Consider the following 13,693-nt stretch of genomic DNA (forward strand, 5'->3'; position numbering starts at 1 on the left):
CCGGCTGGGAAACCATGCCGGGCAATGTAGTCTCAGGAATATAGAAATTTAATCACCTCTGGAGTGATACATGAAAGCACTGCTCGATCTATTCAAGCAAGTACAGACCAACGAGACCTTCGATGCAATCAAGATCGGTCTCGCTTCGCCTGAGAAAATCCGTTCGTGGTCCTACGGCGAAGTCAAAAAGCCGGAAACCATCAACTACCGTACCTTCAAGCCTGAACGCGATGGCCTGTTCTGCGCCAAGATCTTTGGCCCGATCAAGGACTACGAGTGCCTGTGCGGCAAGTACAAGCGCCTGAAACACCGCGGCGTGATCTGCGAAAAATGCGGCGTCGAAGTCACGCTGGCCAAGGTGCGCCGCGAGCGCATGGGCCACATCGAACTGGCTTCGCCTACCGCCCACATCTGGTTCCTGAAGTCCCTGCCATCGCGCCTGGGCATGGTGCTGGACATGACCCTGCGGGACATCGAACGCGTGCTGTACTTTGAAGCATATGTCGTGACCGATCCAGGCATGACCCCGCTGAAAAAGTGCCAGATCATGTCGGAAGACGACTACGCCGCCAAGTACGAAGAGTACGGCGACGACTTCACCGCTTTCATGGGCGCCGAAGGTATCCGTGAACTGCTGCGCTCGATCGACATCCACCGCGATGCCGAAACGCTGCGCGTGGAACTGAAGGAATCGAAGTCCGAAGCGAAGATCAAGAAATACGCCAAGCGCCTGAAAGTGCTGGAAGCGTTCCAGCGTTCGGGCATCAAGCCTGACTGGATGATCATGGAAGTGCTGCCGGTGCTGCCGCCGGAACTGCGCCCATTGGTACCGCTGGACGGTGGCCGTTTCGCGACCTCGGATCTGAACGATCTGTATCGCCGCGTGATCAACCGTAACAACCGCCTGAAACGCCTGATGGAGCTGCGCGCTCCAGAGATCATCACGCGCAACGAAAAGCGCATGCTGCAGGAAGCGGTCGATTCGCTGCTGGACAACGGCCGTCGCGGCAAAGCGATGACCGGCGCCAACAAGCGTCCGCTGAAATCCCTGGCAGAGATGATCAAGGGCAAGGGCGGCCGTTTCCGTCAAAACTTGCTGGGCAAACGCGTCGATTACTCCGGTCGTTCGGTCATCGTCGTGGGCCCGCAATTGAAACTGCATCAGTGCGGCTTGCCGAAACTGATGGCGCTGGAACTGTTCAAGCCTTTCATTTTCAATAAACTGGAACTGATGGGCCTGGCAACCACGATCAAGGCAGCCAAAAAGCTGGTCGAGATCCAGGAACCGGTCGTGTGGGATATCCTGGAAGACGTGATCCGTGAACATCCGATCATGTTGAACCGTGCGCCGACGCTGCACCGTCTGGGTATCCAGGCGTTCGAGCCGGTCCTGATTGAAGGCAAGGCCATCCAGCTGCACCCACTCGTCTGCGCGGCATTCAATGCCGACTTCGACGGTGACCAGATGGCGGTCCACGTTCCTTTGTCGATCGAAGCACAGATGGAAGCGCGTACGCTGATGCTGGCGTCGAACAACATCCTGTTCCCGTCGAACGGCGAACCGTCGATCGTGCCGTCCCAGGATATCGTGCTGGGTCTGTACTATGCCACGCGTGAAGCGATCAATGCCAAGAACGAAGGCATGATGTTCCCGGACGTGTCGGAAGTGATCCGCGCCTACGACAACAAGGAAGTCGAACTGACGACCCGCGTCACCGTACGTATTACCGAATACCCGAAAAACGCCGAAACCGGCGAATTCGAAAAAACGGTGACCCGCTACGAAACGACCATCGGCCGTGCGATCCTGTCGGAAATCCTGCCTAAAGGCCTGCCTTTCTCGGTGCTCAATCGCGCACTGAAAAAGAAAGAGATTTCCAAGCTGATCAACACGTCGTTCCGCAAGTGCGGCCTGCGCGCCACCGTGGTGTTCGCAGACAAACTGATGCAATCGGGTTTCCGCCTGGCGACACGCGCCGGTATCTCGATCTGCGTCGACGACATGCTGGTACCGCCACAAAAAGTCACCCTGATCGCGACGGCCGAATCGGAAGTCAAGCAGATCGAGCAGCAGTACGCTTCGGGTCTGGTGACCGCCGGCGAGCGTTACAACAAGGTCGTCGATATCTGGGGCAAGACCTCGGATGAAGTCGGCAAGGCCATGATGGACCAGCTCAAGGTCGAAGACGTGATCAAGCGCGACGGCACCAAGTCGACGCAGGAATCGTTCAACGCCATTTACATGATGGCCGACTCCGGCGCGCGCGGTTCCGCAGCCCAGATTCGCCAGTTGGCCGGTATGCGTGGTCTGATGGCGAAACCGGATGGTTCGATTATCGAAACGCCGATTACCGCGAACTTCCGCGAAGGCCTGAACGTGTTGCAGTACTTCATTTCGACCCACGGCGCTCGTAAAGGTCTGGCCGATACGGCGCTGAAAACGGCTAACTCCGGTTACCTGACGCGTCGTCTGGTCGACGTGACACAGGATCTGGTCGTGATCGAAGATGATTGCGGCACCATGAACGGCGCCCTGATGAAAGCGCTGGTCGAAGGCGGTGAAGTCATCGAACCATTGCGTGACCGTATCCTCGGCCGCGTGACGGTGCACGATGTCGTCCATCCTGAATCGCAGGAAACGCTGTACGAAGCCGGCACGCTGATGGACGAAGACATGGTCGAAGAGATCGAACGTCTGTCGATCGACGAAGTCAAGGTTCGTACGCCACTGACTTGCGACACGCGCTTCGGCCTGTGCGCCAAGTGCTATGGCCGCGACCTGGGCCGCGGCATGCTGGTCAACGCCGGCGAAGCCGTCGGTGTGGTGGCAGCGCAGTCGATTGGTGAGCCGGGTACCCAGCTGACCATGCGTACCTTCCACATTGGTGGTGCGGCGTCGCGTGCGGCAGTGGCATCGTCGGTGGAAGCCAAATCGAACGGTACCATCCGCTTCACGGCAACCATGCGTTACGTGACGAACGGCAAGGGCGCGCAAATCGTCATTTCCCGTTCCGGCGAAGTGCTGATCACCGACGACCATGGCCGTGAGCGCGAGCGTCATAAAGTACCGTACGGCGCGACCCTGATCGTCAAGGACGGCATGGTCATCAAGGCCGGTACCGCGCTGGCGACATGGGATCCGCTGACCCGTCCGATCATTACCGAATACGCCGGTCAAGTGCGTTTCGAGAACGTCGAAGAAGGCGTCACGGTTGCCCGTCAGGTCGACGAAGTGACCGGTCTGTCCACCCTGGTGGCGATCGATGCAAAACGTCGCGGTTCGCTGACCAAAACCTTGCGTCCACAAGTCAAGCTGATCAACGACGCGAACGAAGAAGTCAAGATCGCCGGCACCGAACACTCGGTGGCGATCGGCTTCCAGGTCGGCGCGCTGATCATGGTCAAGGATGGCCAGGCGGTATCGGTGGGTGAAGTGCTGGCACGTATCCCGACCGAATCGCAAAAGACACGCGATATTACCGGTGGTCTGCCACGCGTGGCCGAGCTGTTCGAAGCCCGTTCCCCGAAAGACGCCGGCATGCTGGCGGAAGTCACGGGTACGGTTGCGTTCGGCAAGGAAACCAAGGGCAAGCAGCGTCTGGAAATCACGGACATGGACGGCAACAAGCACGAGTTCCTGATTACCAAGGACAAGCAAGTGCTGGTGCATGACGGCCAAGTCGTGAACAAGGGCGAGATGATCGTGGACGGCCCGGCCGATCCGCAAGACATCCTGCGTCTGCTGGGTATCGAAGCGTTGGCGCGTTACATCGTCGACGAAGTGCAGGACGTGTACCGTCTGCAAGGCGTGAAGATCAATGACAAGCACATCGAAGTGATCGTGCGTCAGATGCTGCGCCGCGTTCAGATCGTCAATGCCGGCGACACCAACTACATCGTTGGCGAGCAGGTGGAACGTTCGGAACTGCTGGACGAGAACGATCGCATGGCGCAAGAGAACAAGATTCCTGCGACCTACGAAAACGTCTTGCTGGGTATTACCAAGGCATCGCTGTCGACCGACTCCTTCATCTCGGCCGCATCGTTCCAGGAAACCACCCGCGTGCTGACCGAAGCGGCGATCATGGGCAAGCGCGACGGTCTGCGCGGCCTGAAAGAGAACGTCATCGTCGGCCGCCTGATTCCTGGCGGTACGGGCCTGGCCTTCCACCGCGCACGCAAAGAGAAAGAAGCGTGGGAAGTCGAAGAGCGTCAAGCGCTGCTGCTGGCCGAGAAAGCCTCGATGGCCGGCGAAGCTGCCGAAGCGTTGCAGGACATTGAAACGCAAGCCCAGCATCACCACGGCGACGAAGCGTAACACTAGCTACTAGCTGACAAGAACGGCACCCGGGAGAAATCCTTGGTGCCGTTTTTTTATGGTCTCTTCGTCGCGCACGCAAAGAGAAAGAAGTACGGGGTGGGCGAAGAGCGTCAAGCCCTGCTGCTGGCCGAGAAAGCCTCGATGGCCGGCGAAGCTGCCGAAGCGTTGCAGGACATCGAAACGCAGGCCCAGCATCACCACGGCGACGAAGCGTAACACTAGCTACTAGCTGACGAGAACGGCACCAAGGAGAAATCCTTGGTGCCGTTTTTTTATGCCCAATCGAATCATGCTGTTCGCTGCTCAGGCGCTCTTCTCACGCCAGTTTCCAGCGTGCTCGTGCTAAGATCTGGCGCATGATCGCCCAAGCCCTGTTCACTCCCGCCCAGCAAAAGCTGCTGGGACTGCTGTTTGTCCGCGTCAACGAAGGCTTTCATCTGAACGAGATCATGCGGCTGACGGGTCTGGGCAGCGCGTCGGCGCAGCGCGAGTTGCGGCGGCTGCATGATGCGGGGCTGATCACGTCCGAGCGCATCGGCAATGTGCGGCGCTTCTGGCCGAACAAGGAAAGCCTGGTGTATCCCGAGTTGAGCGGCCTGGTGCAAAAGACCTTCGGCCTGGTGGGAGTGCTCAGCAGCACACTGGCGCCGTTGCGCGCCCAGCTGCAGCTGGCCTTTGTGTCCGGCGCCACCGCCAAGGGCCAGGATCTTCCCGGCAGCGCCATCGATCTGCTGCTGGTGGCCGAGGAGGCCAATTACGGCGATTTGTTGACTCGCCTGGCGCCGGCCGAGCGAACCTTGCGCCGCAAAATCAATCCGAACCTGTATACCCTGGCCGACTACCAGCGCCGGCTGCGCGAGGGCCAGCCGTTTTTGCTGCAGGTATTGCAACAGCCAAAATTGTTCGTGATTGGCGATGAACGCACACTGACGTCGATATCTTTGCCTGAAGTCAGCGGATTTTAATCGCGCGTGAAAACGATGAAGATTCTGATATAAAGTGGTGCAATCTTAAAAGAATATCCGGGACGGACAGACAGGGCGATGAATAAATTACAGGCATTCGGATTGATTGTTTCCCAGGCGGTGCGCGGCGAACTGGTGTTTCCCATCAGTGTCAATTCCGCGCTGCAATTGCAACTGGCCCTGGCGGAACCCGATTGCCATATCGATCATGCAATCAAACTGGTGCTGGCCGAACCCTTGCTGGCGGCGCGCACCGTCGCCCTGGCCAACTCGGCCGTCTACAGCCGCGGCGATGCGCGTCCCGTCACCAGCGTGCGCGCGGCCGTCATGCGCATGGGTTACCGCAATCTGTATTCGCTGGTGGCCGCCATGGTGGTGCGGCAGTTCGGCAGCAAGATCGTCGACCCGGTGCTGCGCCAGAAGGCGGCCCAGCTGTGGGAGCATACGGCGCACGTGGCGGCGCTGGCCCATGTGATCGCGCGCCGCGTGACGCATGTCGATGCCGATACGGCGCTGTTCGCCGGCATCGTGCACGAGGTGGGCGGCTTCTATCTGCTGTCGCGCGCCGACGAGTTTCCCGGCCTGCTGGACGACGATGGCGAGCACTGGATGGAATCGGCCGAGGAAATCATTTCGCGCGAAGTGATGAAAAAGCTGCTGATCCCGCAACCGGTCAGCGAGGCCATCGAAGGCTTGCGCGACGGCCTGCTGGCGATCCCGCCCGATTCCCTGCTCGACACCCTCCTGCTGGCCAAGCAACTGTCGCCCGTGCCGTCACCGCTGCAAACGACGTTTATCGAGATGCTGACGCCGTCCGATTCCGTGATCGACTTCATTATCGACAACGACACCCTGCAAAGCATTCTGGCCGAATCAAACGAGGAAGTGCGCTCGATGAGCGCGGCGCTGCTGGTGTAGCTAACACTATGGAAGGCGGAGCTTGTTCTCGGGGGGAGCAGCTTAATGTTCAGGAGTGCCTATTACCTGCTTTGTTGAGGCGAGGAGGGTAGTCTTTAATGAGATCAAGCTCCCATCTCGGAATGTATTCCAATAGATCAGAGGAAAAGGTTACCCATGCGATTGTGCAGTTTTCACGAATGTGGCGAACGGTCTCCACACCTGGACTGAGTTGATGGGCTTTGCCTATGCTGCGCCGAAATACGCTTTTATCGATACACAGTTTGCCGTTATGCAAAATGTTAAAGCCGCGCTGGGCGTCATCTTGGGCAATTTTATCGGGGCGGGATTCGAGATAGATGGGATTTAGGTGTTGACACCAAACCCGCCCCCTTAAGCCATTCTTTCCCGACGCCTTGCCGATGTACTCAATGCTGTCATCATGTTTTGATCTCCAGACATACAGGCCAGGTAACGTGGGCACCATCTCGCGTGTCAACGTCATAGGGTTGTGTGTAATTGCTAGCAACTCCTTGAGTTCTTCGTAGGTCATTTTGGCAATAAGTATTCTTGCGTTGAGTTAGCCTATCTGCTGGACTGAAACAGTAAGGGTATGAGCATTGTGTGCACCTGAAAAAAACGGCAGCCCAATCATGGCACTGCCGTTTTGTCTTCAGGGATTGTCTGCTTACTTCTGCTGCGCGATCCAGCGATCGACCTTGGCTTCCAGCAGTTTCAAGGGCAGGGTGCCGTCGCCGAGTACCACCTCATGGAATTTCGGCAGGTTGAACTTGTCGCCCAGTGCCGCCTGCGCGCGCTGGCGCAGTTCGATGATTTTCAGCGCGCCGATCTTGTAGCCCAGCGCCTGGCCCGGCCACGCCATATAGCGTTCCGTTTCGCTTCTGGCCACGGCGTCGTAGCCCAGGGTATCGCGCATGTACTTGATGGTTTGCTCGCGCGTCCAGCCCTTGGTGTGCAGGCCCGTGTCAACCACCAGGCGCACGGCGCGCAGCATCTCGTCGTTCAGGTGGCCGAAGTACTGGGCCGGATCGTCGAACAGCCCCATTTCCTTGCCCAGGGTTTCCGCATACAAAGCCCAGCCTTCCGTAAACGCATTGTTGCCGCCGAAACGGCGGAAGTTCGGCAAGTCCATTTCCTGTACCAGCGCCAGGTGGAAATGGTGGCCCGGCTTGCCTTCGTGCAGGAACAGAGTGGTCATGCCGGTGTCGCCATACAGTGTCGGGTCGGTCACCACCGACCAGAACACGCCCGGGCGCGAGCCGTCGGCGGCCGGCGCCGTGTAGTGGTCGGCGGCCGTGTCGCGGCTCAGTTCGGGCTCCAGGCGCAGGTCCAGCGGCGCCTTCGGCACCAGGGTGAACAGCGCCGGCAATTTGGTGTCGAGCAGGACGTTCAGCTTGCGATACACATCGAGCACTTCCTGGTCGGTCTTGAAGGGGCGGTATTTTGCCTGTTCCGAGACCCACACCGGCAGGCCGGCGGCCGGACCCGTGTAACCCATTTTCGGGCCGACGATGGCGTACTGCCCTTGGATGCGCGCCACTTCCTTCAGGCCGATGGCATGGATCTGTTCCGGTTTCATGTCGGTGGTGGTGCTCGACGCCACGCGCGCCTGGTACCAGGCGGCGCCGTCGGGCAGGGCGCTCCAGCCGCTGCTGGCACGGCCGGCCGGCAGATACTCGGCTTCCATGAATGTGGCCAGGCGCTGCAGGGCCGGCATCAGTTTTGTGCCGACGACCTCGGTATATGCCTGCGTCAGACGCTGCTTGTCGGCCTCGCCAAAGGCGGCCGGCAGGTTCTTGACGGGCGTGTAATACACGCTCTCTTGCGGCGTGGCGCTGACCAGTTTCTTGAACTGCGGCAAGGCGGACTCGATCAGCGCCTTGGGCAGCACGATCTTCTTTTGCATGCCGACGCGCATATTGGCGATGGCCTGGTCGATCCAGCCGGGCAGCTGGTTCAGCCGGCTCAGGTAGGCGTCATACTGGGCGACGGTGACCAGCGGCTGCGACGCTTCACCACCCGCATAGTTGGCCAAGGTCACCGGCATGCTGTCCATCTGGTTCAACGGCAGCAGGTATTCCGGGAAACGCTCGAACGACAGGGCGGTGGCCAGTTCGTAGTCGAGGATGTCGTAGTTGATCTGGTCCTGCTGCGACAACTGCTGGCGGCTGATCGCGCGCAAGGTTTTCTGGTACTGGCGGTACAGGGCAAACTGTTTGGCGCGCGCGGCCGGCACGATGGCTGAACCGAGCTGGTCGTCAAAACGGTTGTCGCCGCTTTCGGTGGCGTTGATCGGCTCGAAACGGGCCAGGGCATCGTAGTACTGGTCGGCCACCACCTGCAATCGCTGCTTGGCTTGCGGCGCACTGACGGCGACAGGCTTGGCGGCGGGCTGGGCCGCTTGCGACATGGGCGCAAAGGCCAACAACAGGGAGGCGGCGAGGGTGCCGAGAGCGTAACGATGCTTCATGCGCGATATCCTTGGTAAGGAGAATGAACGGGATGGCGGTGTTTGGATGTCCAATCGCCGGGGCGTAAGCATACGCCATCGTTTAACTCGCTTGCAGGAAATATTGCGTGGTTTAATTCTTGTCGCCCACTGGCAATGCCGCTTTCATGGCCTGCCAGTGGCGGCTGCTCAAGGGCAGGCAGTCAGGGCAGGGAGTGGCGCCGATCAGCGCCGTGACCCGCTGCACGCGTGCCGCCGTTTGCGGATGCGAGGAAATCCAGTCGGGCGCTTGCGCCTTGTCCTGGTCTTCCTTGCCCAGCTTCTGGAAAAACGTCAGCATGCCGTCCGGGCGTATGCGTGCGCGTTGAAGGGCTTGCACGCCGAGCCGGTCCGCCTCTTCCTCCATGTCGCGGCTGAAATACATGGCGCCGGCCTGGTGCGCCAGCATGGCGGCCACGGCGCTGATATCGCCGATGGTCACGGCCACCAGCGCGCCCCAGCCGAGGCTGGTGATCATCTGCCGCAGCGAGTGGCGCTGTTCCACATGTTGCACTTCATGCGCCAGCACGCCGGCCAGCTCGCCCGGACTGCCGGCGTGGCGCAGCAAGCCCGTATGCACGACGATAATGCCGCCCGGCATGGCAAACGCATTGACGCTGTCGTCCTGCTTGACGAACCAGCGGTACTGGTAGCGCGAGCCTGTGGTGAGGCGCTGGCCGATCTCCTGCACCGTCTGCTGCGCGGCGCCGCTGCCGGCCAGGCTGCCCTGGGACCGCACTTGCGCCAGCGCCAGCTCGCCCAGCTGTTTTTCGGTCGACAGCGGGATCAGGCCGGCCAGCGCGCCGATGGCATTATTTCCCTGCCACCAGAACAAACCGCCGGCCAGCAGCGCCGCGCCTGTCATCCCGGCCAGCCAGCCCGAGACTTGCCGCCGGTTCTGCTTGCGCTCGCGCCAGAGTTTCTGCAGCGATGGCTGCAGCGAAGCCGGTGCCTCCTGCAGCACGGTGGCGATGGCATCCGGGCCCAGCGGTTGGAGCGAGGCCTGCCGGCCCTGCGCATCAAGCCAGTTCAGGAACAGCTCGGGCCGCTCCATGCCACCGACGCTGACGATGAGCTGGTCGACGGCCACGCTGGCGCCCAGGTCGTGCAGCACCAGCTGGTTGGCGAAGAAATGCGCGGTGACGGGCGTGGTGCCCGTGGGGCCGGAGAGCAGGGCGTCAAACGGTTTCATGCGGCGGCCTCGGCAAAGCGCGTTTCATACAGGGCCGCCATCAGGTCGGACTGGCTGATAATGCCGGCCAGCCGGTCTTCTTCGTCCACGATGGGAATATGGTGGTAGCCGGCATCGGCCATCAGCGGCACCAGGTCGATGATGGGTGTGCCCAGGTGCGCCGTGTGCGGCTTGTGCGTCATCAGCTGGCCGACCACTTCCGGGCGTTCGGTGTGCGACAGGCCGGTGCGCTGCAAAATGGTGCGCAGGCGATGGCGCATGCCCTGGTAATCGTCGAGGCCGCCGTGGCGCAGGAAGTCGGTCTGGGTGATGATGCCAATCACGCGGCGCGCGCGGTTCAGCACGGGCAGGGCGCCGATATCGTGCGTGCGCATGGTGTGCCAGGCTTCGTCGAGCGGCGTGCCGAATTCCACACTGCGTACATCCTTCGACATGATATCCAGGCAGGTGACGACGCCGAAGCGGCGCTGCCAGGCGCGCAGTTCGGTTTGCAGAAAGATCGCCTGCAAGTCGTCGCGGCTGATATCGAGCACTTCGCCGTGCTGGCGCAGCACGGCGTCGAGGTCGTCGGCCGTAAAGCCCAGGCGGGCGCTCGGCACCTCGTCGCGCGTCGCATGCGGATGGGCCGCTGTCAATTGCTGGGTGTGCGGATAGCGGCGCCCCGTCAGGTTGTTGTACAGCACGGCGCAAGCGACCAGGATGGCGGAGTTGAACAGGACTGTCACGAAGACGAATTCAAAGCCGGCCGCCTGCACGCTGGCGCCGCCGACCACGGTGGTCAATGCCACCGCGCCGCCCGGTGGATGCAAGCAGCGCAGGGCGAACATGGCGGCGATCGCCAGGCAGGCGGCCAGCGCCGCCACGCCCACGCCGGGCCCCAGCCATTTGACGCAGGCCGCGCCCACCAGGCCGGACACGACATTGCCGCCCACCACCGACCATGGCTGGGCCAGCGGGCTGGCCGGCAGGCAGAACAGCAGCACGGCGGAAGCGCCCATCGGCGCGATCAGGTAGATGCTGGCACTGTCCGGCGCCAGCAGGAAATGGCAGGTGATACCCGTCAGCAGCAAGCCGCAGATGGCGCCCGCGCAGGCGCGCAGTTGTTCGCGGCGGCTGCCGTTGTTCGGTTGCGGCAGCCAGCGTGCCAGGAAAGAAGTCGTCATGGTGGGAGGGCGCGTTCGCGTTGCTCATGCAGAGCGGGACATTATCTCATGCGTTTGCATTCGTTGCCGCGCATGCTTATACGTTTTTCGCATAAGCACAGTGCAAATCAGTTGTAGATATTTCTGCGCAGCAGGCATATTCTAGACAGTCGCGCTCGCCGATCCTGGCCAGCCTGCCTCATGTCCTATTTTCCTGGAGCCCCCGCATGCGTCTACTTTCTACTGTTCTTGCCAGCCTGCTGCTGTCCGGCGCCGCCATCGCCGCCGCGCCCACGCCGGCCCCGGCCGCCAATGCCCAGCATCTGCCGTACAACGCGGCGGCCGACGCCAAGGCCGACGTGGCGCACGCGCTGGCCGAAGCGAAGGCGGCTCATGTGCCGGTGCTGCTGATCTTTGGCGCCAACTGGTGCGAGGACTGCCGCGCCCTCGACAAGGCCTTGAAGGAAGGCAAAAATGCCGAGCTGATGCAGAAAGAATTCAAGGTCGTGAAAGTCGACGTCGGCAATTTCGACCATAACCTGGACGTGGCCAACGCCTATGGCAATCCGCTGAAAAAAGGCATTCCGGCCGCCGTGCTGGTGTCGAGCAGCGACAACCAGGTGCTGTACGCCACCAAGGGCGGCGAACTGGCCAATGCGCGCCGCATGAGCGAAAGCGGCATCCACGACTTTTTCAAGAACGCCGCCACGCTCAAGCAGCCGGCTATCTGATCAGAAGGCTGGTGCCTGGCTGGTGGGCAGCCGGGTTGCCGGCCTCCTCCAGTTTGAACACACTGACCACCTGCGCCAGGCGCGCCGCCTGATCCTGCAATGACTGGGCGGCGGCCGCCGCTTCTTCCACCAGCGCCGCATTTTGCTGGGTCGCATCATCCATCTGCGTCACCGTCGCATTGACCTGCGCGATGCCCTGGCTTTGCTCCTGGCTGGCGGAGGCGATTTCGCCCATCAGGTCGGCCACCTGCTGTACCGACACGACAATATCCTGCATGGTGGCGCCGGCCGCATCGACCAGCTTGCTGCCGGCCTCCACCTTGCTGCCCGAATCGACGATCAGCTCCTTGATCTCCCTGGCTGCGGCAGCCGATCGTTGGGCCAGGTTGCGCACTTCGGTGGCGACCACCGCGAAGCCGCGTCCCTGTTCGCCCGCACGCGCCGCTTCGACCGCAGCATTCAGCGCGAGAATATTGGTTTGAAAGGCAATCCCGTCGATCACGCCGATAATGTCCGCGATCTTCTTCGAACTTTCCGTGATCGCGCCCATCGTTTGCACCACCTGGCCGACCACGTCACCACCCTTGATGGCGTGGCCGGAAGCCGATACCACCAGCTGATTGGCCTGGCGCGCATTGTCGGCATTCTGCTTGACGGTCGAGGTCAGCTCTTCCATGGCGGCCGCCGTTTCTTCCAGGCTCGATGCCTGGCTTTCCGTACGTGCCGACAGGTCCAGGTTGCCGCTGGCGATTTCGCTCGACGCGCTCGCAATCGCCCCGGTACTGTCGCGAACTTCGCGTATCGTCACGTTCAACGATGCGACAAAGCGGTTGAAGGCCGCAGCCAGGGCGCCCACTTCATCGCCGGACTCCACCACCATGCGGCGGCTCAGGTCGCCATTGCCGCTGGCGATATCGCCCAGCATGTCGGCGGCGCGCGCCACCGGGGCGGCAATCGCGCGGCTGATCATGTAGATGATCAGCAGGGCCACGCCGCCGCCGACCAGGCCGGCCACCAGCGCGGCGATCAGCGCCGAGCGCATCACATTGCCCAACACTTCCGCTTCCGGCACTTCGGCCACCACGTACAAATTCAATTCCGGCACGAATGAGGCGGCAACAAAGCGTTTGCCGCCCGGTGCGTTGTAGATGGCGGACGCGTATTTTTTACCGGTCAGCAGGCTCTTGCTCAGCTCTTCAGTAAAACCCGGCAGGTCTTGCATCCGATGCTTGCCATCGGCCAGCGCCGCATCGCGGTGGATCAGCACGGTGCCGTTGGCGCGCACGATATACACGTAGCCGGTCTGGCCGATCTTGTAGCCGCGGATGGTCTCGGCCAGTGTATCGATAGCCAGGCCGAGGCCGGCCGCATAGGGCTTGCCGCCGGCCGTCTGGCCGCGGGCATTCAGGTACAGCATGATGCTGCTGGCATCGACGGCCTTGTCGATATCGAGCGTGTAGGCCTTGTCGCTGGCCAGCAGGCCGTAAAACCACTGGTCCGACGCCGCATTCCTGTCCAGCGTGCGCAGCAGGCCGTCGGTGGTGAAATACTTGCCGGTGCTGCCCGAGGCCCAGTTGATCGATGCCGCCTTGTTTTTTGTCTTGATGGCCGTGGCGTAGCGCTGGAATGCGGCGATGCCCTCGTCGGGCAGGCCGGCGTCTTCCCAGTCCTGCAGGTAGATATCGTTGGCCATGGTCTGCACCACCGCCAGCGACTGGCTGATCTGGCGCAGCACGTCGTTGCGGATCTCGCCCACCTGGGCCGGTAATTCCTGGCTGACCACGCGCTCGCGCACATAGTCGCTGCTCATGCGCACGCTGAGGAGGGACGAAATCGCCATGAACAGCAGCAGGCAAAATCCCATGCTGAACATCAGTTTTTTCTGGATCGAGAGACGGCGGAGAAAATGCATGGAAAACCTTGTGCGTGACCCCGC

At 61.3% G+C, this 13,693-nt stretch carries 10 protein-coding genes; 5 read left to right on the top strand and 5 right to left on the bottom strand.

Annotation, left to right across the window (positions count from 1 at the left end):
• Window positions 1-70: 70 nt before the first annotated feature.
• The 4 genes from rpoC (at window position 71) to Q8L25_RS03055 (ending at window position 6,204) form a co-directional block, all read left to right on the top strand.
• Complete coding sequence (gene rpoC, locus Q8L25_RS03040) at window positions 71-4,318, top strand: DNA-directed RNA polymerase subunit beta' (RefSeq protein ID WP_308923503.1); 4,248 nt, start codon at window positions 71-73, stop codon at window positions 4,316-4,318.
• 42 nt (window positions 4,319-4,360) lie between these two features.
• A complete protein-coding gene (locus Q8L25_RS03045; RefSeq protein WP_308923504.1) occupies window positions 4,361-4,537 on the top strand; it encodes a hypothetical protein in 177 nt (58 codons plus the stop codon).
• Between the two features lie 140 nt (window positions 4,538-4,677).
• Window positions 4,678-5,286 carry an ArsR family transcriptional regulator gene (locus Q8L25_RS03050; RefSeq protein ID WP_308923505.1) on the top strand — a complete coding sequence of 203 codons (609 nt, stop codon included), beginning with the start codon at window positions 4,678-4,680 and terminating at the stop codon, window positions 5,284-5,286.
• A gap of 78 nt (window positions 5,287-5,364) precedes the next feature.
• Window positions 5,365-6,204, top strand: coding sequence for an HDOD domain-containing protein (locus Q8L25_RS03055; protein WP_308923506.1), 840 nt, complete (start codon window positions 5,365-5,367; stop codon window positions 6,202-6,204).
• Between the two features lie 49 nt (window positions 6,205-6,253).
• On the opposite strand, the gene Q8L25_RS03060 is transcribed toward Q8L25_RS03055, so the two are convergent.
• The 4 genes from Q8L25_RS03060 to Q8L25_RS03075 all read right to left on the bottom strand — a co-directional run bounded on the left by Q8L25_RS03060 (window position 6,254) and on the right by Q8L25_RS03075 (window position 11,047).
• Window positions 6,254-6,736: a hypothetical protein gene (locus Q8L25_RS03060; RefSeq protein WP_308923507.1), complete on the bottom strand. Its 483-nt coding sequence runs from the start codon at window positions 6,734-6,736 to the stop codon at window positions 6,254-6,256.
• Window positions 6,737-6,871: 135 nt separating this feature from the next.
• Window positions 6,872-8,674 (bottom strand): DUF885 domain-containing protein, encoded by a 1,803-nt coding sequence (locus tag Q8L25_RS03065; RefSeq protein ID WP_308923508.1) that lies wholly within the window; start codon window positions 8,672-8,674, stop codon window positions 6,872-6,874.
• A gap of 112 nt (window positions 8,675-8,786) precedes the next feature.
• On the bottom strand, window positions 8,787-9,884 hold the full coding sequence (locus Q8L25_RS03070) for a M48 family metallopeptidase (RefSeq protein ID WP_308923509.1): 1,098 nt from the start codon (window positions 9,882-9,884) through the stop codon (window positions 8,787-8,789).
• Window positions 9,881-11,047, bottom strand: coding sequence for an HPP family protein (locus Q8L25_RS03075; protein ID WP_308923510.1), 1,167 nt, complete (start codon window positions 11,045-11,047; stop codon window positions 9,881-9,883). The genes Q8L25_RS03070 and Q8L25_RS03075 overlap by 4 nt, the downstream gene beginning before the upstream one ends.
• A 206-nt stretch (window positions 11,048-11,253) precedes the next feature.
• Between Q8L25_RS03075 and Q8L25_RS03080 the strand changes: the two genes are divergently transcribed.
• Window positions 11,254-11,757, top strand: coding sequence for a thioredoxin family protein (locus Q8L25_RS03080; protein WP_308923511.1), 504 nt, complete (start codon window positions 11,254-11,256; stop codon window positions 11,755-11,757).
• Here the strand turns inward: Q8L25_RS03080 and Q8L25_RS03085 are convergent.
• Window positions 11,750-13,669, bottom strand: a complete 1,920-nt coding sequence (locus tag Q8L25_RS03085) for a methyl-accepting chemotaxis protein (RefSeq protein ID WP_308923512.1) — start codon at window positions 13,667-13,669, stop codon at window positions 11,750-11,752. The two genes, Q8L25_RS03080 and Q8L25_RS03085, sit on opposite strands and share 8 nt — an antisense overlap.
• Window positions 13,670-13,693 lie beyond the last annotated feature (24 nt).

Source organism: Janthinobacterium sp. J1-1 (genome assembly GCF_030944405.1).
In the GTDB taxonomy this organism is placed as follows: domain Bacteria; phylum Pseudomonadota; class Gammaproteobacteria; order Burkholderiales; family Burkholderiaceae_D; genus Janthinobacterium.

Excerpts from the sequence above, each read along its gene's own strand:
- rpoC (WP_308923503.1), top strand. The coding sequence starts at position 71 with ATGAAAGCACTGCTCGATCTATTCAAGCAAGTACAGACCAACGAGACC.
- Q8L25_RS03050 (WP_308923505.1), top strand. The coding sequence starts at position 4,678 with ATGATCGCCCAAGCCCTGTTCACTCCCGCCCAGCAAAAGCTGCTGGGA.
- Q8L25_RS03055 (WP_308923506.1), top strand. The coding sequence starts at position 5,365 with ATGAATAAATTACAGGCATTCGGATTGATTGTTTCCCAGGCGGTGCGC.
- Q8L25_RS03060 (WP_308923507.1), bottom strand. The coding sequence starts at position 6,736 with ATGACCTACGAAGAACTCAAGGAGTTGCTAGCAATTACACACAACCCT.
- Q8L25_RS03065 (WP_308923508.1), bottom strand. The coding sequence starts at position 8,674 with ATGAAGCATCGTTACGCTCTCGGCACCCTCGCCGCCTCCCTGTTGTTG.
- Q8L25_RS03070 (WP_308923509.1), bottom strand. The coding sequence starts at position 9,884 with ATGAAACCGTTTGACGCCCTGCTCTCCGGCCCCACGGGCACCACGCCC.
- Q8L25_RS03075 (WP_308923510.1), bottom strand. The coding sequence starts at position 11,047 with ATGACGACTTCTTTCCTGGCACGCTGGCTGCCGCAACCGAACAACGGC.
- Q8L25_RS03080 (WP_308923511.1), top strand. The coding sequence starts at position 11,254 with ATGCGTCTACTTTCTACTGTTCTTGCCAGCCTGCTGCTGTCCGGCGCC.
- Q8L25_RS03085 (WP_308923512.1), bottom strand. The coding sequence starts at position 13,669 with ATGCATTTTCTCCGCCGTCTCTCGATCCAGAAAAAACTGATGTTCAGC.